General features: G+C 69.5%; 20 protein-coding genes. 6 read left to right on the forward strand and 14 right to left on the reverse strand.

Annotation, left to right across the window (positions count from 1 at the left end):
* Nucleotides 1–355 precede the first annotated feature (355 nt).
* A complete protein-coding gene (gene glmS / locus JHD63_RS02780; RefSeq protein WP_198969134.1) occupies nt 356–2,284 on the reverse strand; it encodes a glutamine--fructose-6-phosphate transaminase (isomerizing) in 1,929 nt (642 codons plus the stop codon).
* A gap of 136 nt (nt 2,285–2,420) precedes the next feature.
* Between glmS and JHD63_RS02785 the strand changes: the two genes are divergently transcribed.
* Complete coding sequence (locus JHD63_RS02785; protein ID WP_198969191.1) at nt 2,421–2,906, forward strand: Lrp/AsnC family transcriptional regulator; 486 nt, start codon at nt 2,421–2,423, stop codon at nt 2,904–2,906.
* A gap of 39 nt (nt 2,907–2,945) precedes the next feature.
* Here JHD63_RS02785 and JHD63_RS02790 read toward each other — a convergent pair whose 3' ends face one another.
* Nucleotides 2,946–3,710, reverse strand: a complete 765-nt coding sequence (locus JHD63_RS02790) for a sensor histidine kinase (protein ID WP_198969135.1) — start codon at nt 3,708–3,710, stop codon at nt 2,946–2,948.
* Nucleotides 3,707–5,128 (reverse strand): bifunctional UDP-N-acetylglucosamine diphosphorylase/glucosamine-1-phosphate N-acetyltransferase GlmU, encoded by a 1,422-nt coding sequence (gene glmU, locus JHD63_RS02795; RefSeq protein ID WP_198969136.1) that lies wholly within the window; start codon nt 5,126–5,128, stop codon nt 3,707–3,709. Before glmU ends, JHD63_RS02790 begins: the two co-directional genes overlap by 4 nt.
* On the opposite strand from glmU, the gene JHD63_RS02800 reads away from it, so the two are divergent.
* Entirely contained in the window at nt 5,127–6,047 is a 921-nt protein-coding gene (locus JHD63_RS02800) for a DUF6279 family lipoprotein (protein WP_198969137.1), read from the forward strand. The genes glmU and JHD63_RS02800 overlap by 2 nt on opposite strands.
* A 21-nt stretch (nt 6,048–6,068) precedes the next feature.
* Here JHD63_RS02800 and JHD63_RS02805 read toward each other — a convergent pair whose 3' ends face one another.
* Both JHD63_RS02805 and JHD63_RS02810 read right to left on the reverse strand, forming a co-directional pair.
* A complete protein-coding gene (locus tag JHD63_RS02805) occupies nt 6,069–6,365 on the reverse strand; it encodes a hypothetical protein (RefSeq protein WP_198969138.1) in 297 nt (98 codons plus the stop codon).
* 129 nt (nt 6,366–6,494) lie between these two features.
* Entirely contained in the window at nt 6,495–6,920 is a 426-nt protein-coding gene (locus JHD63_RS02810; protein ID WP_198969139.1) for a DUF2917 domain-containing protein, read from the reverse strand.
* Between the two features lie 126 nt (nt 6,921–7,046).
* Between JHD63_RS02810 and JHD63_RS02815 the strand changes: the two genes are divergently transcribed.
* The gene (locus JHD63_RS02815) at nt 7,047–8,030 is read left to right on the forward strand and encodes a LysR substrate-binding domain-containing protein (RefSeq protein WP_198969140.1); all 984 of its coding nucleotides are present in this window, start codon (nt 7,047–7,049) and stop codon (nt 8,028–8,030) included.
* A gap of 84 nt (nt 8,031–8,114) precedes the next feature.
* Here the strand turns inward: JHD63_RS02815 and tyrS are convergent, their stop codons facing one another.
* The gene (gene tyrS, locus JHD63_RS02820; RefSeq protein ID WP_198969141.1) at nt 8,115–9,347 is read right to left on the reverse strand and encodes a tyrosine--tRNA ligase; all 1,233 of its coding nucleotides are present in this window, start codon (nt 9,345–9,347) and stop codon (nt 8,115–8,117) included.
* 206 nt (nt 9,348–9,553) lie between these two features.
* Here tyrS and JHD63_RS02825 point away from each other — a divergent pair, with 206 nt between their 5' ends.
* Nucleotides 9,554–10,888, forward strand: coding sequence for a M23 family metallopeptidase (locus tag JHD63_RS02825; protein ID WP_198969142.1), 1,335 nt, complete (start codon nt 9,554–9,556; stop codon nt 10,886–10,888).
* A gap of 46 nt (nt 10,889–10,934) precedes the next feature.
* Nucleotides 10,935–12,056 carry an anhydro-N-acetylmuramic acid kinase gene (locus JHD63_RS02830; protein ID WP_198969143.1) on the forward strand — a complete coding sequence of 374 codons (1,122 nt, stop codon included), beginning with the start codon at nt 10,935–10,937 and terminating at the stop codon, nt 12,054–12,056.
* 69 nt (nt 12,057–12,125) lie between these two features.
* Here JHD63_RS02830 and mdtD read toward each other — a convergent pair whose 3' ends face one another.
* From mdtD to rplM, 4 genes are all read right to left on the reverse strand, one after another.
* Nucleotides 12,126–13,565 carry a multidrug transporter subunit MdtD gene (mdtD, locus tag JHD63_RS02835; protein ID WP_198969144.1) on the reverse strand — a complete coding sequence of 480 codons (1,440 nt, stop codon included), beginning with the start codon at nt 13,563–13,565 and terminating at the stop codon, nt 12,126–12,128.
* Between the two features lie 101 nt (nt 13,566–13,666).
* Entirely contained in the window at nt 13,667–14,035 is a 369-nt protein-coding gene (gene erpA / locus JHD63_RS02840) for an iron-sulfur cluster insertion protein ErpA (RefSeq protein WP_198969145.1), read from the reverse strand.
* Between the two features lie 196 nt (nt 14,036–14,231).
* On the reverse strand, nt 14,232–14,624 hold the full coding sequence (gene rpsI / locus JHD63_RS02845) for a 30S ribosomal protein S9 (RefSeq protein ID WP_198969146.1): 393 nt from the start codon (nt 14,622–14,624) through the stop codon (nt 14,232–14,234).
* Nucleotides 14,625–14,634: 10 nt separating this feature from the next.
* Nucleotides 14,635–15,063: a 50S ribosomal protein L13 gene (rplM, locus tag JHD63_RS02850; protein ID WP_198969147.1), complete on the reverse strand. Its 429-nt coding sequence runs from the start codon at nt 15,061–15,063 to the stop codon at nt 14,635–14,637.
* Nucleotides 15,064–15,232: 169 nt separating this feature from the next.
* Here rplM and JHD63_RS02855 point away from each other — a divergent pair, with 169 nt between their 5' ends.
* Complete coding sequence (locus tag JHD63_RS02855) at nt 15,233–16,126, forward strand: 23S rRNA (adenine(2030)-N(6))-methyltransferase RlmJ (RefSeq protein ID WP_198969148.1); 894 nt, start codon at nt 15,233–15,235, stop codon at nt 16,124–16,126.
* Nucleotides 16,127–16,193: 67 nt separating this feature from the next.
* Here JHD63_RS02855 and JHD63_RS02860 read toward each other — a convergent pair whose 3' ends face one another.
* The 4 genes from JHD63_RS02860 to JHD63_RS02875 form a co-directional block, all read right to left on the reverse strand.
* A complete protein-coding gene (locus JHD63_RS02860; protein ID WP_198969149.1) occupies nt 16,194–17,237 on the reverse strand; it encodes a porin in 1,044 nt (347 codons plus the stop codon).
* Between the two features lie 99 nt (nt 17,238–17,336).
* Nucleotides 17,337–17,894, reverse strand: a complete 558-nt coding sequence (locus JHD63_RS02865; protein ID WP_233167523.1) for a septal ring lytic transglycosylase RlpA family protein — start codon at nt 17,892–17,894, stop codon at nt 17,337–17,339.
* The gene (metF, locus tag JHD63_RS02870) at nt 17,894–18,739 is read right to left on the reverse strand and encodes a methylenetetrahydrofolate reductase [NAD(P)H] (RefSeq protein ID WP_198969150.1); all 846 of its coding nucleotides are present in this window, start codon (nt 18,737–18,739) and stop codon (nt 17,894–17,896) included. Before metF ends, JHD63_RS02865 begins: the two co-directional genes overlap by 1 nt.
* Nucleotides 18,736–19,539, reverse strand: a complete 804-nt coding sequence (locus JHD63_RS02875; RefSeq protein ID WP_198969151.1) for a TlyA family RNA methyltransferase — start codon at nt 19,537–19,539, stop codon at nt 18,736–18,738. The genes metF and JHD63_RS02875 overlap by 4 nt, the downstream gene beginning before the upstream one ends.
* Nucleotides 19,540–19,549: the final 10 nt, after the last annotated feature.

Below are 19,549 nucleotides of genomic sequence, written 5' to 3' on the forward strand. Positions count from 1 at the left end.
GCAGTAACCGCGAAGGCCCGCATGCCGGTCCACGTGACCCAGGCCTTCGCTCAGGTGCTCCAGATAGCTATCGAAGCGCTCGGCTGCATTCATCGATCCTCCAAATCGAAGTCCGGAAGATCGAATTATGAAATTTATGACACAGTAAGATTAGATGGGAGCCTCATCAGCGAATGCCATCAGGGCCAGCGGGCATACCAGCCTGCACAACAGGCCGGATATAAGACTGCAGCCCTGCCCCCTGATTCTTCACGCACAAAGGTTACTTGTAATCCGAGAGGCTTCCATATAAGCCGCTCATAAAAATGACCACATCTATTGTGACTTTATGACGCCGCGGACCAGTGCCCTCCCCTCACTCCACCGTCACACTCTTCGCCAGGTTCCGCGGCTTGTCCACGTCCGTGCCGCGCGCGCAGGCGGTGTGGTAGGCCAGCAGTTGCAGCGGGACCACGTGCAGCAGCGGGCTGAGCGGGCCGTAGTGTTCGGGCATGCGGATCACGTGCATGCCTTCTGCGCGCTCGATGTGGGTGTCGGCGTCGGCCAGCACGTAGAGCACGCCGCCGCGGGCGCGGACTTCCTGCAGGTTGCTCTTGAGCTTTTCCAGCAGCGCGTCGTTGGGCGCGACCGTGACCACCGGCATGTCGCTGGTGACCAGCGCCAGCGGGCCGTGCTTGAGTTCGCCGGCGGCGTAGGCCTCGGCGTGGATGTAGGTGATCTCCTTGAGCTTCAACGCGCCTTCCAGGGCGATCGGGTAGTGCAGGCCGCGGCCCAGGAACAGGGCGTGGTCCTTGGCGGCGAAGGCCTCGGCCCAGCCGATGATCTGCGGCTCCAGCGCCAGCACGGCCTGCAGCGCGGCGGGCAGGTGGCGCATGGCCTTGAGGTGCCGGGCCTCGGCCTCGGCGTCCAGATGCCCGCGCACCTGCGCCAGCGTGAGCGTGAGCAGGAACAGGCCGGCGAGCTGGGTGGTGAAGGCCTTGGTGGAGGCCACGCCGATCTCGACGCCGGCGCGCGTGATGTAGGCCAGCTTGCATTCGCGCACCATGGCGCTGGTGGCGACGTTGCAGATGGTCAGGGTCTGTTCCATGCCCAGGCTGCGCGCATGCTGCAGCGCGGCCAGGGTGTCGGCGGTCTCGCCGGACTGGCTGATGGTGACGACCAGCGTGCGCGGGTCGGGCACGGAACTGCGGTAGCGGTACTCGCTGGCGATCTCGACCTGGGTCGGGATCCTGGCGATGCCTTCGAGCCAGTACTTGGCGGTGCAGCCGCTGTAGTAGCTGGTGCCGCAGGCCAGGATCAGCACGCGGTCGATGTCCTGGAACACGCGCCAGGCGCTGGCGCCGGTGCCGCCGTGCGGGGCGACGCCGTCGAACAGCTCGGGCACGATGCCTTCTATGCCTTCGAGCGTGTCGGCGATGGCGCGCGGCTGCTCGAAGATTTCCTTCTGCATGTAGTGGCGGTAGGGGCCCAGCTCGGCCGCGCCGCTGTGGGCGAGCACGGTGCGCACCGGGCGCGCGGCGGCGTCGAGCGGGCGCAGCACGCCGTCCTTGCCGCGCTGCACGATCCAGTACCGGCCCAGCTGCAGGTCGACCACGTCGCCCTCTTCCAGGTAGACGATCTGGTCGGTCACGCCGGCCAGGGCCATGGCGTCGCTGGCCAGGAAATGCTCGCCGCCCTGCGGGCCCACGCCCAGGATCAGCGGCGAGCCGGCGCGCGCGCCGACCACGCGGTGCGGCTCGTCGCGGCAGAACACGGCAATGGCGTAGGCGCCGCGCAGTTGCAGGATGGCCGCCTGCACCGCCTCGAACAGGTCGCCGTCGTACAGGCTGTCGATCAGGTGGGCGATGACTTCCGTGTCGGTCTGGCTGGCGAACACATAGCCGCGCGCCTCCAGCCGGCTGCGCAGCGCGTCGTGGTTCTCGATGATGCCGTTGTGCACCAGCGCGATGCGGCCGGGGCGCGCGGCGGAGCCATCGACCGCGCCCGGGCCATGGCTGAAGTGCGGATGCGCGTTGTGCACCGCGGGCGCGCCGTGCGTGGCCCAGCGGGTGTGGGCGATGCCGGTCGTGCCCTGCACCGCGCCGGCATTGACCTGCGCTAGCAGTTCGGCCACGCGCGCGGTGCTGCGCGCGCGCATCAGCGGCCCCTGTGACGAGAGCGCCGCGGCCGTGTCGTACACCGCCACGCCGCAGGAGTCATAGCCGCGGTACTCCAGCCGCTGCAGGCCCTGCACGAGGATGGGAACGATGTTGCGCGTGGAAACCGCGCCGACGATGCCGCACATGGAGTGGCCTTGTTGACTGATGAATACGCAATGCTAGGGCCGCCCAAAGGAAATTAATCAATAAAACTCGCATGAATATGACCTAGGATTTCACCATCCACACCCCAGGCAATATTCATTCATGCAATCTCCACAGATGAACGAAATCACGCTTGATGCGACCGACTGGCGGTTGCTGGAATTGCTGCAGGAAGACGCCTCGCGCAGCAACCAGGCGCTGGCCGAGGCGGCGCACGTGTCGCCGCCGACCTGCCTGCGCCGCGTGCGCCGGCTGGTGGAGGCCGGCCTGATCGCGCGCCAGGTGGCGCTGCTGGACGGCGACCGGCTGGCGCCGCTGCTGGGCCACGGGCTGACGGCGCTGGTGGAGATCACGCTGGACGGCCAGGACGCCGCCCGGCTCGACGCCTTCGAGGCGCGCGCGGTGGCCGAGCCGGCGGTGCAGCAGTGCTACCGCGTGTCGCCCGGGCCGGACTTCGTGCTGGTGGTGCGCAGCCGCGACATGCCGGACTACCTGGCGCTGGCGCAGCGCCTGTTCCATGCCGACGCGCACGTGCGCAACGTCAAGGCCTTTTTCAGCCTGAAATGCGCAAAATTCAAGCCAAAAATGCCTCTAGCCCATTAAATACCTGGGCTATTAGCTATTATTAATATAGCAATCCACTCATGCCGGAACGCCCAGCCGGACGTAGACCGTGCAGCCCGCGTCCGGCGCCGCCTCGGCCCGCGCACTGCCGCCGTGGCGCTCGGCGATGCGCCGCACCGCCGCCAGGCCCACGCCCAGGCCCTCGAACTCCGCCGCGCCGTGCAGGCGCTCGAACACGCCGAAGAGCCGCCCCGCGGCTGCGGGATTGAAGCCCACGCCGTTGTCGCGCATGAAGAACTCCACCGCGCCCCCCGCGACGTACTGCCCGCCGACCGCGATCCGCGCCACCGGCTGGCGGCGCGTGAACTTGAGCGCATTGCCCAGCAGGTGCTGCAGCAGTTGCCGCACCAGGGCCGGGTCACCGTGGCAGGCCGGCAGGTCGGGCGCGATCTGCCATTCCACGCTGCGGCCGGCGGCTTCGGCGTGGAGGTCGTCGCGCACCTCGGCCGCGAGCGCGGCCAGGTCCAGCGGCAGCACGGTGAGCGGAGCTCGGCCGATGCGCGAGAGCATCAGCAGCCCGTCCACCATGCGCCCCATGAGCGCGGTGGACTGGTCCATGGTGGCCAGGAACTCCAGCGCCTCGGCATCCCCGCCCAGGTCCTGCAAGCGCTCGCGCAGCAGGCCGCCGAAGGCCTTCAGATGGCGCAGCGGCGCGCGCAGGTCGTGCGAGGCGACGCGGAAGAAATCCTCCAGCTCCGCCCGCGCGGCGGCCAGTTCGGCCTCGCGCGCGGCCAGTGCGGACTGCAGCGCGGCCACGTCCCGCAGCGGGGGCGCGGCGCTCATCGGCCTTGCGCCGTGCGCACCGGGCGCTTCCAGTGCTCGATGCTCACCTGCCGCCCGCGCGCGACGGCCAGCGCGCCGGCCGGCGTGTCCTTGGTGATGGTGGAGCCGCCCGCCACGGTGCTGCCGGCGCCCAGCGTGACCGGCGCCACCAGCACGCAGTTGCTGCCGACCTGCACGTCGTCGCCGATCACGGTGCGGTGTTTGTGCACGCCGTCGTAGTTGGCGGTGATGCTGCCCGCGCCGTAGTTGACCCGCGCGCCCACCGTGGCGTCGCCCAGGTAGGCCAGGTGGTTGGCCTTGGCGCCCTCGGCCAGGGTGGAATTCTTGACCTCGACGAAGTTGCCGATGTGCACCTGCGCGCCCAGCCGGGCGCCGGGGCGCAGCCGCGCGAACGGGCCGACCAGCGCGCCCTCGCCCACTTCCACGGCACCGCCCTTGTCCACCGCACCGCCGGCGACGTGGCTGAACGGGTGGATCACCGCGCCGGCGGCGATGCGCGCATCGGCGATCACGCAGTGCGCACCGATGCGCACGCCCTCGCCCAGGCTCACCTCGCCCTCGAAGACGCAGCCGACGTCGATCTCCACGTCCGCGCCGCACTGCAGCGTGCCGCGCAGGTCGAAGCGCGCCGGGTCGGCCAGGCGCACGCCGGCTTCCATCAGCCGCTCGGCCTGGCGGCGCTGGAAGGCGCGCTCCAGCGCCGCCAGTTGCGCCGGGCTGTTGACGCCGGCGACTTCCACCGCGTCCTCGGTGGTCACGGCGCGCACCGGCACGCCGTCGGCCACGGCCAGGGCCACGATGTCGGTGAGGTAGTACTCGCCCTGGGCGTTGCGGTTGTGCAGGCGCGCCAGCCAGCCGCGCAGGCGCGCGCCCGGCACGGCCATCATGCCGGCGTTGGTCTCGCGGATGGCGCGCTCGGCCGCGCTCGCATCCTTGTGCTCGACGATGGCGCGCACGGCGCCCCGGGCGTCGCGCACGATGCGGCCATAGCCGCTCGGGTCGTCCAGCGCGATGGTGAGCACGGCCAGCGCGCCGTCGGCCGCGGCAGCGGCCAGCGCCCGCAGCGTGGCGGCGGTGATCAGCGGCACGTCGCCGTTGAGCACCAGCACCGTGCCATCTTCCGGCAGAAGCGGCGCGGCCTGCTGCACGGCATGGCCGGTGCCCAGTTGCGGCTCCTGGCGGGCGAAGTCCAGCGCAAACGGCAGGGCCTGGCCGGCCCCCGGGCGCAGCGCGGCCTCGACCGCCTCGGCGCCGTGGCCGGTGACGAGCACCACGCGGCGCGCCCCGAGCGCCGCCACCGCATCGAGCACATGGCGCACCATGGGCCGCCCGGCAAGCCGGTGTAACACTTTGGGCAGGCGGCTTTTCATCCGCGTACCCTTGCCCGCCGCCATCACCACCACGTCCAGCCCCGCCATGCCCGCTCCTTCTCGCCTGCCATCGACACCGCCCCGGCGCGCCGCCGGAGCCTGGCTGCGGATTATCGGCGCGGCCGCCGGCGCCCTGCTGGCGGTGGCGCTGCTGCAGGCCTGCAGCGCCATGCGGCTGGCCTACGACCAGTCGCCGCAACTGGCCTACTGGTGGCTCGACGGCTACGTGGATTTCGACAGCGGCCAGTCGCGCCAGGTGCGCCAGGAACTCGACGCGCTGCTGCAATGGCACCGCAGCGCCGAGCTGCCGCAGATCGACGCCCTGCTGCAGCAGGCCCAGGACGCCGCCGCGCAGGACATCACCGCCGACAGCGCCTGCCGCCTGGTGGACGAGCTGCGCGAGCGGCTGCAGGCCCTCATGCGGCGTGCCGAAGGCCCGGTGGCCGTGTCGGTACTGAACCTGCAGCCCGGGCAGATCGACAACATCCGCAGCAAGTTCGACAGCAACAACGCCAAGTACCGCAAGCAATGGATGGACGCCACGCCGGCCGACCAGCAGTCGCGGCGCGTCAAGGAAGTGCGCGAGCGCAGCGAGATGCTGTATGGCCGCCTGAACCCGGCGCAGCGCGAAGCCTTGCAGGAACGCCTCGCGCGCACCGGCTTCGACCCGCAGCGCCGCTACGCCGAGCGGCTGCAGCGGCAGCAGGAACTGCTGCAGGCCCTGGGCCGGCTGGCACAGGACAAGCCGCCGCCGGAGCAGGCGCGTGCCGAAGTGCGCGCGCTGCTCGAACGCGCCCTGGACTCGCCCGACCCCGCCTACCGCCGCTACCAGGCCGCGCTGCAGCGCGAAGGCTGCGAGACCTTCGCCCAATTGCACGCACTGGCCACGCCGGCGCAGCGCCAGACCATGGTCGAGCGCCTGCAGGGCTACCGCCACGATCTGCGGCAGCTGCAGGCGGGGCGCTAGAAGCTGACGCGCGCCCTCGTGTCAGGCGTCCTGGTTGAGGTTGGATTCTTCGACGTAGGACTTGACTTCGCGCGGATTGCGCAGGCCGCTGCCCGGGGGCTGCGCCGGCTGTTCACCGGGCGTGCCCACGGAGGTGCTACCCGGGCCGGCCGGTGCGCGCGGCACGCGGGCGGGCGGCGCCTTGCGGATGCCGCTCTGGAATTCGGTGGCACCTTGTTGCTGCTGCAGGCGGTTCAGTGTCACGGCGCCGCGCGGGGACTGCTGCTGCAGCCGCAACGCCGGGCGTGCGCTGGTGGTGGATGGCGGGGGGGTGAACATGGCGTCTCCGGAGGGTTCGGGCGGCCCGCCGGGGGCCGCCGAGTAGGCCTCCAGACTAGGGAGCGCGGCGCCCCGCGCATGTCGTCTGGGACGGGAGTTGCCCGTCAGCTCCGGCCTACAGCGGTCCGTTCACTTGCGCACCACCGCGGCCGGCCGGCCGCGCGAAGCCAGCGCATGGGCGGTCCAGCAGGCCACGCCGCGCGCCAGGGCCGCTGCGGACAGCATGCACCGCTGCAGGGCGTGCAGCGCGCCGGGCGCCATGGCGCTGGCGGGCCGCCAGTCGAAGCGGATACCCGCCGCGTCGAGCGACTCCACCACCACCCGGCGCCCGGCGGGCACGCCGAGCCGGTCGCCCTGGGCCAGGAACCAGTCCCCGCCGCGCGGCGCCACCCCGTGCCGGTGCGGCGGCGTGGCCGCACCGCCGGCGTCGATGGTGACCCACGCAGCGCCCTGACGCAGCACCAGCATGCCGCCGCCGGTGGTGCGGAACGCACCGGCGCGAGCACTGCCGACGGCGTGCGATTCTTGTTCTTTGATTGACAATGCGTGGACCATGACGGGCTCCTGCGGAGGGTGGGAGAGGCATTCATAATCAAGGCCTTCACATCCCTGGTCCAATGAAATCGCGGCGCGGCATTGATTCTTCATGCGCATCAATGACGGCCGCCCGGCTGCCACCCCATGACTCCCCATCTGCCACTGCGTACCCGCCCGATCAGTCTGGGCTGCCTGCGCGCCTTCGAGGCCGTCGCCCGCCACCTCAACTTCCGCGCCGCGGCGGAGGAGATGTCGCTGACCCAGTCCGCGGTGAGCCGGCAGATCCAGTCGCTGGAAGAGGACGTGGGCGTGCCGCTGTTCCTGCGCCACACGCGCGCGGTGGAACTGACCGGCGCGGGCGCCCAACTGCTGCGCGCGGTCCAGCCCAGCCTCTACAGCATGGACAGCGCGGTGCAGCAGATCCGCCAGACGGCGGGGCGCCGCAGCGTGTCCATCAGCACCTGGGCCTCGTTCGCGTCGATGTGGCTGATCCCCCGGCTCGAAGCCTTCCAGCGCGACCACCCGGACATCGACATCCGCATCGACGCCACCGACGTTCCGGTGGACCTGGAAACCACCGACGTCGACGTGGCGCTGCGCTACAGCGTGCCGGCGCGCATCGCCTCGGGCGCGGAGCGGCTGTTCGGCGAGCAGTTGGCCGTGGTGGCCAGCCCCTGGCTGCTGCAGGACGGCACGCCGCTGCGCGAACCGGCCGACTTGAACCGCTTCACCCTGATCGAGGCCGGCGACCTCTACCACTCGCACCACACCGAGTGGCTGAGCTGGCAGCGCTGGGCCGAGGCGCACGGCGTGGGCAGGCTGGCGCCGCGGCGCTGGCTGTACTTCAACTACGCGCACCAGATCGCGCAGGCGGCGCTGGCCGGCCAGGGCGTGGCGCTGGCCCGCATGCCGCTGGTGGCCGACAGCCTGGCCGCAGGCGACCTGGTCGAGGTGCTGCCGCAGCACAAGCTGGACTCGCCGCTGGCCTACTGGCTGCTGATCGCCCCGCGCCGCGCCGCCCGGCCCGAGGTCAAGGCCTTCCGCGACTGGCTGCGCATGCAGGCGGCCATGACGCGCCAGACCATCGGCGACGTGCCGGACCCCGATACCGAGACCGATCTGGACTGAGGACAAACGCTACAAAATATATAGCATAAAGCCCAGGAATTACCTGGGCCACAGCCATTTTTCCCTCAAAAAACCAGCGGAAAATCAGCCCAGGCTCACCCGCACGAACTTGCGCTTGCCGACCTGGACCACGTAGACGCCGGCACCGAGCTTGAGCCCCCGGTCCGACACCGGGCTGCCATCCACCCGCACGCCGCCGCCGTCGATCAGGCGGTTGGCCTCTGAGGTCGACGGCGCCAGCCCGGCCTGCTTGAGCAGCGCGGACACCGCCAGCGGCGCGCCGGACAGCGAAGCCTCCGGGATCACGTCCGGCACGCCGCCCTTGCTGCGGTTCTGGAAGTCCTGCTCGGCCGCGTCGGCCGCCGCCGCGCTGTGGAAGCGCGTGGTCAGCTCCCTGGCCAGCGCCACCTTGGCATCCTTGGGATTGCGGCCGGCCGCCACCTCGGCCTTCAGCGCGGCGATCTCGCCCAGCGAGCGGAAGCTCAGCAGCGTGTACCAGCGCCACATCAGCTCGTCGGAAATCGACAGCGTCTTGGCGAACATGCTGTTGGCGTCCTCGCTGATGCCGATGTAGTTGTTCTTGCTCTTGGACATCTTCTGCACGCCGTCCAGGCCTTCGAGCAGCGGCATGGTGAGCACGCACTGCGGCTCCATGCCGTTCTCCTGCTGCAGATGCCGCCCCATGAGCAGGTTGAACTTCTGATCGGTGCCGCCGAGTTCGAGGTCGCTCCCGAGCGCCACCGAGTCATAGCCCTGCAGCAGCGGGTACAGGAACTCGTGCAGGCTGATCGACAGGCCGCCCGTGAAGCGCTTGTGGAAATCGTCGCGCTCCATCATCCGCGCCACGGTGTACTTGGACGCCAGCTGGATCATGCCGACCGCGCCCAGCGGCGCGCACCATTCGCTGTTGTAGCGGACCTCGGTCCGGGACGGGTCGAGCACCAGGCTGGCCTGCCGGTAGTAGGTGTCGGCATTGGCCTTGATCTGCTCGGCCGTCAGCGGCGGCCGCGTCGTGTCGCGCCCGGAAGGGTCGCCGATCAGCGTCGTGAAGTCGCCGATCAGGAAGATCACCTGGTGCCCCAGGTCCTGCAGCTGGCGCATCTTGTTGAGCACGACGGTGTGGCCCAGGTGGATGTCCGGCGCGGTCGGGTCCAGCCCGAGCTTGATGCGCAGCGGCGTGCCGGTGGCTTCCGAGCGGGCCAGCTTCCGCACCCACTCGGACTGCGGCAGCAATTCGTCGGCCCCGCGCAGCGAAATCTCGAGCGCCTGTCCTACACGATCGGTGACGGGATGGCTTTTAGCGACTGGTTGGTTCATAAGGGTTTTTTCAGATGCCGCGGGTTGGGGCGTCGGTATACTTCCGGCCAGCCCGCCACGCGGATTTTAAGTGGCCCGCTTTTTGCACCCCGCTGCCGAGGCGTGCAAAGAACACCTCCCAAGAACATTGCAGGGCCGCCGGCATTGGCCTCCCGCCCCGCTACAGCGAATTCCTTCTGGGGATAGATCTTTTGAACAACGGTTTCATGGCCGTCGGGCAGGCATTCCTGACCCGCGCGGCCCACAGCATCCAGCATCCCCAACGCGTCGCCGCAGCGGTCGGCGCACTGCTGCTGTTCGGCGGCGGAGGCGCTTTTGCCGTGGCCAACCTGGCCCCCGACCCGGCCGATCTGCCTGTCAGGCAAATCCTGCAATCCGTCCAGCCCCTGCCCGCCACCGCGCCTCTGGAAGCGCTGGATGCGCACCCGATGCGCCTGTTCCGCACGGAGACCACGCGCTCGACCGACACGGCCGACTCCCTGCTGCAGCGCCTGGGCGTGAACGACCCGGCGGCGGCCACCTTCCTGCGCCGCGACGAGCGCGCCCGCCAGGCCGTGCTCGGGCGGGTCGGCCGGCTGGTGTCGGTCGAGGCCTCGGACGAGCATCAACTGCTGCGCCTGACGGTGCGCTGGAGCGCCGACGACGCCGAGCAGTTCCAGCGCCTGGTGGTGGAGAAGACCCAGGACGGCTTCGCGAGCCACATCGAGTCGGCCCCGACGACGGTGTCCAGCCGGCTCGGCAGCGGCGTGATCCAGTCCTCGCTGCTGGCCGCCACGGACGCCTCCAGCATTCCCGAGTCGGTCGGCAGCCAGATCGCCGAGATTTTCTCCAGCAGCATCGACTTCCGCCGCAGCCTGCGCAAGGGCGACCGCTTTACCGTCGTTTACGAAACGATAGAGGCGGACGGCGAAGTGCTGCGCGCCGGCCGCGTGCTGAGCGCCGAGTTCGTCAACGACGGCAAGGCACTGCAGGCCATGTGGTTCCAGCCCAAGGGAGAAAAGGGTGCGTACTACAGCCTGGACGGCCAGAGCCTGAACCGGGCCTTCCTCAGCGCACCGCTGCAGTTCACGCGCGTCTCCAGCGGTTTCTCGAACCGCTTCCACCCCATCCTGCACCAGTGGCGCGCCCACCTGGGCACCGACTTCGCCGCGCCGAGCGGCACCCCGGTGCGCACCGTGGGCGACGGCGTGGTCGAATTCGCCGGCGTGCAGAACGGCTATGGCAACGTGATCTTCGTGCGCCATCGCAACGACTACGTCACGGTCTACGCCCACCTCAGCCGCATCGGCGTCACCCGTGGCCAGAGCGTGGCCCAGGGCCAGACCATCGGCAACGTCGGCCAGACCGGCTGGGCCACCGGCCCGCATCTGCATTTCGAGTTCCGCGTCCGGGGCATGCAACAGGACCCGATGGCCATGGCGCGCCAGAGCGAGGCCACCCAGCTCAGCGCCGCCGCGCGGCCCGAGTTCGACCGCCTCGCCGCCACGATGCGCATCGAACTGCAGACCGCCAACCAGTCCACGCTGGCCAGCGCAGACTGAAGGCGCCCGCCCGCGCCAACCGGCCGTTGCGGGCACAGCGCACACTATGCAGGCGGCTTGCTACATCGGATTGATGTCCGGCACCTCGCTCGATGGCGTGGACGGCGTGCTGGCGGAGTTTCCCCAGGAGGGGTCCGGCGCGCGCGTGCTCCGGCATGCGACGGCGCCGCTTCCGGCGGACTTGCGCGCCGAACTGCTGGCCCTCAATCACAGCGGCACTGACGAATTGCACCGCGCCGCGCTCGCCGGCAATGCCCTGTCCCGGGTCTACGCAGCGGTGGTGGCGGATCTGCTCGCGGCCAGCGGCCGGCCGGCCAGTGCCGTGCAGGCCATCGGCGCCCACGGGCAGACGGTGCGGCACCGCCCGCTGGAATTCGACGGCACCGGCTATACGCTGCAGCTGCAGAACCCCGCGCTGCTGGCAGAACTCACCGGCATCGACGTGGTCGCCGATTTCCGCAGCCGCGATCTGGCGGCGGGCGGCCAGGGCGCGCCGCTGGTGCCGGCCTTCCACCAGGACTGGTTCGGCCGCGCGCAGGCCGCGGTCGCGGTCCTCAACATCGGGGGCATCGCCAACCTCAGCGTGCTTGCGGCTTGCGGCGCGGCCCCGATCGGCTTCGACTGCGGCCCCGGCAATGCGCTGCTGGACTCGTGGTGCCGGCAACACACCGGCCAGCCCTTCGATGCCGACGGCGCCTGGGGCGACACGGGCCAGGTGCTGCCCGCGCTGCTGGAGGCGCTCAGATCCGAGCCCTTCTTCGCCCGCACGCCGCCGCGCAGCACGGGCCGCGACCTGTTCAACGCCGAATGGCTGTCGGCCCACCTGGCGCGGCACGGCGCCGCCCGGGCCGAAGACGTGCAGGCGACACTCACCGCCCTGACCGTCCAGACCTGCGCCGAGGCATTGCTGCGCCACGGTGAAGCGTGCCGGCAACTCTTCGTCTGCGGCGGCGGCGCGCTCAATGGCGCCCTGATGCGAGGACTGGCCGCCGCATTGCCGGGCGTGCGGGTGCAGTCATCCGCGCAGGCGGGACTGCCGCCGCTGCAGGTCGAGGCCACGGCCTTCGCCTGGCTGGCACGCCAGGCCATGGAGCGCCGTACCGCCAGCCTGCCCTCGGTGACCGGCGCCCGCGGCGCACGCATCCTGGGCGCCGTATATCCGGCCTGAAGCCCGGGCGCGCCTCGCACTGCACCGCGCCGCAGGCTTTCGCGGGGGCGAAATGAAGGATGACACGCCCTAGACGTTGTCCACCGCATCCGTCTCCACGGGCACCAGCTTGGCAGGAATGCCCTCCGGATCGGGTGGCAGCTGCCAGAAGATGCTCGAGGCCGCCAGGGTCATGAGGCCCATGGTCGCGAACGTGGCGCGGAAGGCCGACAGGGTGTGGGCTCCTGCCGCACCGGCACCAAAGTAGTCGCCGAAGCCGGCCAACACCGCCCCGGCGGCCGCCACCCCCAGCCCCATGGCGAGCATCTGCACCATGGACAGCAAGGTGTTGCCGCTGCTGGCCATGCCGCCATCGAGATCCTTGAGCGTGACCGTGTTCATCGCCGTGAACTGCATCGAATTGACCGCGCCGAAGCAGGCCAGCTGCAGGATGCGCAGCCACAGCGGCTGCTCAGGCGACACCAGCGCGAAGCTGGTCATGACCAGTCCGACCATTGCGGTATTGCCCACCAGCATGCGCCGGTAGCCGATGCGGGACACCAGGCGCGTGACCACGGGCTTGGCTGCCATGCCGGCCAGCGCCACGGGCAGCAGCATCATGCCGGCCTGCGAGGGCGAATAGCCCATGCTCACCTGCAGCAGCAGCGGAATCAGAAAGGGCATGCAACTGCTGCCGATGCGGGCGAACAGGTTGCCCAGCAGCCCGACACGCAGCGACGGCACCGAAAACAGCTCCGGCGCAAACAAAGGATCGGGCCGGCGCAGGGCCCGCAGCCAGTAGGCCGCCAGGCTTGCCAGCCCGAAGATCAGCAGCAGCACCACGGTGGCCTGCCGCAGCCCCAGCTCCGACAACCCGTCCAGCGACAGCGAGATCGCCACCATGCCGAAGGCCAGCAGGCAATAGCCACCCAGGTCGAAGCGTGCCATCACCATGCTGCGCCCTTCGGGCATGTAGCGCAGCGTGGCGATACACCCCAGCAGCGCCACCGGCAGGTTGATCAGGAAGATCCAGTGCCAGGACGCGTACTGCACCAGCCAGCCGCCCAGCGTCGGCCCCAGCAGCGGCCCGATCAGACCCGGTATGGCGACGAAACTGATGGCGCGCAGGAACTGCTCCCGCGGAAAGGCCCGCAGCACGGCCAGCCGCCCCACCGGCAGCAGCAGCGCCCCTCCCAGGCCCTGCAACACGCGCGATGCCACGATCTGGGTCAGGTTCTGGGACAGCGCGCAAAACAGCGAACCGATGGCAAACAGCAGGATGGCGCCAAAGAACACGCGCCGGGTGCCGAAGCGGTCAGCGATCCAGCCCGAAGCCGGGATCAGCATCGCCATGGTGAGCGAGTACCCCACCACCACCGACTGCATGCGCAGCGGGCTCTCGCCCAGGCTGCTGGCCATGGCGGGCAAGGCGGTGTTGACGATGGTCGCGTCCAGCGTCTGCATGAAGAAGCCGACGGCCACCAGCCAGAGCAGCGGTGTTCCAGAAGCGGAAGTGGGAAAACGGATCATCGGATGCGGCCGGAATGGGCAGAGGGAAGGCGGCGCCAACGAAAAAGCCGCCCGGAGGCGGCTTGTGGACGGTGTGCGGAGCGACGCACCGTCACGCAGGATCAGGCGGAGAAGCTCGAGCCGCAGCCACAGGTCGTGGTGGCGTTGGGATTCTTGATCACGAACTGCGCGCCCTGCAGGTCTTCCTTGTAGTCGATCTCGGCGCCCACCAAGTACTGGTAGCTCATGGCGTCGATCAGCAGCGACACGCCATTCTTGGTCATGGTCGTGTCGTCCTCGTTGGTGATCTCGTCGAACGTGAAGCCGTACTGGAAGCCCGAGCAGCCGCCGCCCTGCACGAAAACGCGCAGCTTGAGGTCGGGGTTGCCCTCTTCCGCGATCAGCTCGGCCACCTTGGCGGCCGCGCTGTCGGTGAACAGGATCGGGGCGGGCATTTCTTCAGTGGGGACGGCTTCGGCAAGGGCGCTCATGGAAGGCTCCGGTGGAATGTGCGATGACGCTAGACGGACATGCTAGCGTAAAGCGCAAGATCAGGCCGCCCGCCGGGATTTGCCGGTACAACCAGCAGGGCGATGCGGAAAAACAAAACCGCCACGAGGGCGGTTTCGACAGCAGGCGAAATGCTGTGATCTGCACCGCGGCCCTGCAGGTCCGCAGTGGCCAGCATCAGCGCTTCGAGAATTGCTTGCGGCGGCGTGCAGAGTGCAGGCCGACCTTCTTGCGCTCGACTTCACGCGCGTCGCGGGTCACGAAGCCGGCCTGGCTCAGGACGGGCTTGAGCGTCGCGTCGTAGTCGATCAGGGCGCGGGTGATGCCGTGGCGGGTGGCGCCGGCCTGGCCGGATTCACCGCCGCCGTGCACGTTGACCTGAATGTCGAAGGTTTCGACATGGTTGGTCAGCACCAGCGGCTGCTTGGCGATCATGATCGAGGTCTCGCGGCCGAAGTACTCCTGTACGTCCTTGCCGTTGACCGTGATCTTGCCGGAGCCCTTCTTCAGAAACACGCGGGCCACGCTGGACTTGCGGCGGCCGGTGCCATTGTTCCATTCACCAATCATCGTGGGCTCCTTAGATTTCCAGCACTTGCGGCTGTTGGGCGGTGTGCGGATGCTCCGCGCCGCCGTAGACCTTGAGCTTCTTGATCATGGCGTAGCCGAGCGGGCCCTTGGGCAGCATGCCCTTGACGGCCTTCTCGAGTGCGCGGCCGGGGTGCTTGGCCTGCATGTCGCGGAAGTTGGTGGCCGTGATGCCGCCGGGGTAGCCCGAGTGACGGTAGTACACCTTGTCGAGCGACTTGGTGCCGGTGACCTTGAGCTTGGAAGCGTTGACGATGACGATGAAGTCGCCAGTATCGACGTGAGGCGTGTAAATGGCCTTGTGCTTGCCGCGCAGACGGAGGGCAACTTCGCTGGCTACCCGGCCGAGGACCTTGTCGGTCGCGTCAATCACAAACCACTCGTGCACCACGTCAGCGGGCTTTGCGCTGAATGTAGACATTGCTGATAGCTTTCGAGTGTAGAGGGCCCTTTTCCACGGTCGGTGTCTCTCTGAAGGAAACCTCTTAGGTGGGGGTGAAACCTCGCCGCGGGACCCATCGAGCGCTGCGAAGCCTTCCATTATAGGAAGTTTTCACGTCGGCCGGCAAGGCCGCTTACCATAGGCGGCTATGTTCAGCTACCGCCACGCCTTCCATGCGGGCAACCACGCCGACGTGCTCAAGCACACGACGCTGGTCGCCATCCTCGACCATCTCGTACAGAAGGACGCGGTGCTGACGGTGCTCGACACCCATGCCGGCGCCGGGTTGTACCGGCTCGATGGCGACTACGCGACCAAAAGCGGCGAGGCGCAAGAGGGCATCTTGCGCCTGTACGGCAGCCCGCCGGCCGACTGCGCGCCGGCGCTGCAGGCCTACCTCGACCTGGTGCGGGGCTTCAACGGCAGCGGCAACCCCAAGGTCTACCCCGGCTCGCCGTTCCTGCTGGAGCGGCTGCTGCGGCCCCAGGACAAGCTCAAGCTGTTCGAGCTGCACCCCACCGATGCCCGGGCGCTGGCCGGCAACATCGCCCAGCTCGATGCCGGCCGCCGGATCGCGGTGCTGAGCGAGGACGGCTTCGAGGGCGTGAAGAAATTCCTGCCGCCGCCCGCGCGGCGCGCCCTGGTGCTGTGCGACCCCAGCTACGAACTCAAGCAGGACTACGCCAGGGTGGCGGCCCTGGTGGCCGACAGCCTCAAGCGCTTCGCCACCGGCACCTATGCGGTGTGGTATCCGCTGATCGCGCGGCCCGAGGCGCACGAGCTGCCGCGGCGGCTGCGCACGCTGGCCACGCAGGCCGGCAAGCCCTGGCTGCACGCCACGCTGACGGTGAAGTCGTCGAAGATGGCCAGCGCGGCCGTCGCCGGGGAAGGCGCCAAGCGGCCCGGCCTGCCGGCCAGCGGCATGTTCGTGGTGAATCCGCCCTACACCCTGAAAGCCGCCCTGGCGCCGGCCCTGCCGCAGATGGTGGCGGCGCTGGGCCAGGACCGGCACGCGGCCTTTTCGCTCGAGTCCGGCGGCTGACGCGGAAGGGAAAAAAAAGAGGCCCCGGTCTGCCGGGGCCTCTTTTCCATGGGTGCGGCAATGCGCTTCAGAACCGGTGGCGCACGCCGATGCCGACGCTGGTGCCGCTGCTGAGGGACGTGACGCTGTCATGCATGAGCATGGCGTAGACGTCGGTGCGCTTGGAAAGGAAGTAGTCGTAGCCCACGGTGCCGGTGGTGCGGGTGCCGTTGTAGGAGCCCGACACCTCGGTACGCGCCACGCCGGCCTTGACCGAACCGCCGCCCAGGGGCACGTCCACGCCGAGCGAGGTGGTCTTGCCGGTGAAGTTGGCGATGTCGGCCTTGGACTGGCCGTAGGTCAGGAAGGCCTTGAGGAAACCTGCGTCGTAGGCACCGCCCAGCATCCAGTTCTTCTTGGTGTCGGGCACGCCGCCGGTGGTGATGACGCCCGGATTCACGGGGTTGGAGATCTGGGCGCGCTCGTAGAAGCCGACCAGGGTCACCGGGCCGCCGAAGTACAGCGCGTTGATGCCGAGGTTGCGCTTGCCGTCGTTGCCGGTGTTGCTGGACTGCTCGCCGAACTGATAGTGCAGGTTGGCCTTCAGCCCACCGAAGCTTGGCGTGCTGTAGAGGATCTGGTTGCTCCACCCGGTGTCGGACGGGGTGGTGGGGGTGGTCCAGCGGGCGGTGGTGACGTTGGCGTGCAGCACCAGCGGCGAGAAGGTGAAGGAGTCGCCGAACGGGTTGGCGATGATGGTGGGCAGGAAGTTGGGCGCCAGGCCGCGGCCCAGTTGCACGTTGCCGAAGCCGCCGCCCAGGCCGACGCTGGCGTCGCGCGAGAAGAACGGGTCGCCATTGAAGCGCCCCATGCTGCCGGTGTCGACGCGCATGAACGAGGTCAGCTTGAAGCTGGCGTTGAGCCCGCCGCCCAGGTCCTCCACGCCGGTGAAGCCGAACCAGGAGGTGGTGAGGCCGCCGCTGCCGAGCACGTTGGTGCGGCCAGGGTCGCCTGCCATGCGCATGGAGCCGGCATAGGCATCCATCAATCCAGAAATGGTCACAGAACTTTGCGCCTGTACGGTGCCGGCACACGCCAGCAAGGCACCAAAGGCGATCAAGGTCTTTTTCATAGGGTAGATTCCTCTGTTGGTTTGTGGGATGACCATTGAGTCACGCAAATCCCATGCCTGACATGAGGCCTTTCCCGGATGGCCTGCGCGGCAGCGCGCTCAGCGCACGCATTCGCCTGTGGCCGTTGGGCGGCTGAGCACCACCTGCTTGAAGCCCAGGCCGACCATGTCCAGTGCCCTGGCGGCGGCGTAGCTCAGGTCGATGATGCGCTGCGGCGACGACGGCCCGCGGTCGTTGACCCGCACCACGACCGAGCGGCCGTTGACCAGGCTGCGCACGCATACCAGGGTGCCGAAGGGCAGCGTGCGATGCGCGGCGGTGAAGGCCTCCATGTCGAAGGCCTCGCCGCTGGCGGTGCGGCGCCGGTGGAAGCGGCCGCCGTACCAGGAGGAGCCCCCACGGCCGATCTCCTGGCCCGCCTCCGGGTCTTCCTGCGGCGCGTCGGGCTCGTCCGGCGCGGGCGGCGCCATCACGAACGCAACGCCGGATGCGGGGGCATCCTCCGGGATGTCGCGCAACCGCAACAGCGGCCGCAGCGGCGTCTCGGCCTTGGCCACGGGCGCCGGGGCCGCCTGCTGCGGCGGCGGCGGGGTCGCGCAGCCCGACAGCAGGACCAGCAGCCCCGCGAGCGCCCGGGTGCGCCGCCGCGCCGTCATCAGAGCCGATCCAGCAGAGCCAGCGTCGCGGCCGACTGGTTCATGGTGTAGAAGTGCAGCGCGGGCGCGCCGCCTGCGCGCAGGCGCGCACAGAGTTCGGCCACCACGTCCAGGCCGAAGGCGCGGATCGAGGCCGCGTCGTCGCCGAAGGACTGCAGCCGCAGCCGGATCCAGCGCGGGATCTCGGCGCCGCAGGCGTCGGAGAAGCGCATCAGCTGGGTCGAGCTGGTGATCGGCATGATGCCGGGCACCACGGGCACGCCAAGGCCCAGCGCCGCCACCTCGTCCACGAAGCGGAAGTAGGCGTCGGCGTTGTAGAAGTACTGGGTGATCGCGGCGTCCGCCCCGGAGCGCACCTTGGCGGCGAAGGCCTGCAGGTCGGCCGCGGGCGAACGCGCCTGGGGATGGGCCTCGGGATAGGCCGCCACCTCGATGCGGAAGGTGCTGCCGGTCTCGGCGCGGATGAAGGCGACAAGGTCGCTGGCATAGGCGAATTCGCCGCCGGCGCCGTAGCCGCTGGGCAGGTCGCCGCGCAGCGCGACCAGGCGCTTGACGCCCATCTGCGCCAGCGTGGCGAGTTCGGCCCGCACCGAGGCGCGCGTGGCGCCGATGCACGAGAAGTGCGCGGCGGCCTCGACGCCTTCGGCCAGGATCTCGCGCACGGTGCCGAAGGTGCCTTCCTGCGTGGAGCCGCCGGCGCCGTAGGTGACGGAACAGAATTCCGGCTGGCGCGCATAGAGCGCCTGGCGCACCAGCCGCAGCTTGGCCGCGCCCTCGGGCGTCTTGGGCGGGAAGAATTCGAAGCTCACCGGCAGCGGCGAACGCGGGGAAACGGGTGCGGTCATGCCGCCCTCCTTGCATGGATGAAGAACTCGCGGTTGCCGTCGCCGCCCTCGATCGGGCTGTCGAACCAGTGCCCCACCACCAGGCCCAGCGCATCGCAGGCCGCGCGCAGGCGCGCCTCCACCACGGCGTATAGGGCCGGATCGCGCACGATGCCGCCCTTGCCGATCTGGCCGGGCTGCAGCTCGAACTGCGGCTTGACCAGCATCAGCAGGTCGGCGTCGGCCGCCATCAACGGCACCAGCGCCGGCAGCACCAGCGTTTGCGAGATGAATGACAGGTCGCCGACCACCAGGTCGAAGCGTGCCTCTGAATTCACGGAAAAAGTGCTTATAGCCCAGGCAGCAGCTGGGCCATTAGCTACAAAATCAGTAGCACTCAGGCTGCGCGCGTTGACGCGTTCCACGGCGGTCACGCGCGCGTCCTCACGCAGGCGGGCGTGCAGTTGGCCATGGCCCACGTCCACGCCGACCACGTGCCGGGCGCCGTGCTGCAGCAGGCAGTCGGTGAAGCCGCCGGTGGACTGCCCCACGTCCAGGCACAGCTTGCCGGCCGCGGCAATGCCAGCGGCCTGCAGCGCGCCTTCGAGCTTGAGGCCGCCGCGCGAGACATAGCGCGACTCGGCCGCGTCGAGCAGTTCCAGTTCGGCGGACGCGGGGATGTCGTCGCGGTTCTTGCCGACGACACGCCAGGCAGCGCCGCTGCCGGCCTCGCGCCAGCGCAGGCCGCCGGCAATGAGCCGCACCGCCTGGGAACGCGAGGCGGCCATGCCGCGCTCCACCAGCAATTGATCCGCGCGCATCGGCCGGCGC

Origin of the sequence: Xylophilus sp. ASV27 (assembly GCF_016428875.1) — a bacterium.
Lineage (GTDB): Bacteria > Pseudomonadota > Gammaproteobacteria > Burkholderiales > Burkholderiaceae_C > Xylophilus.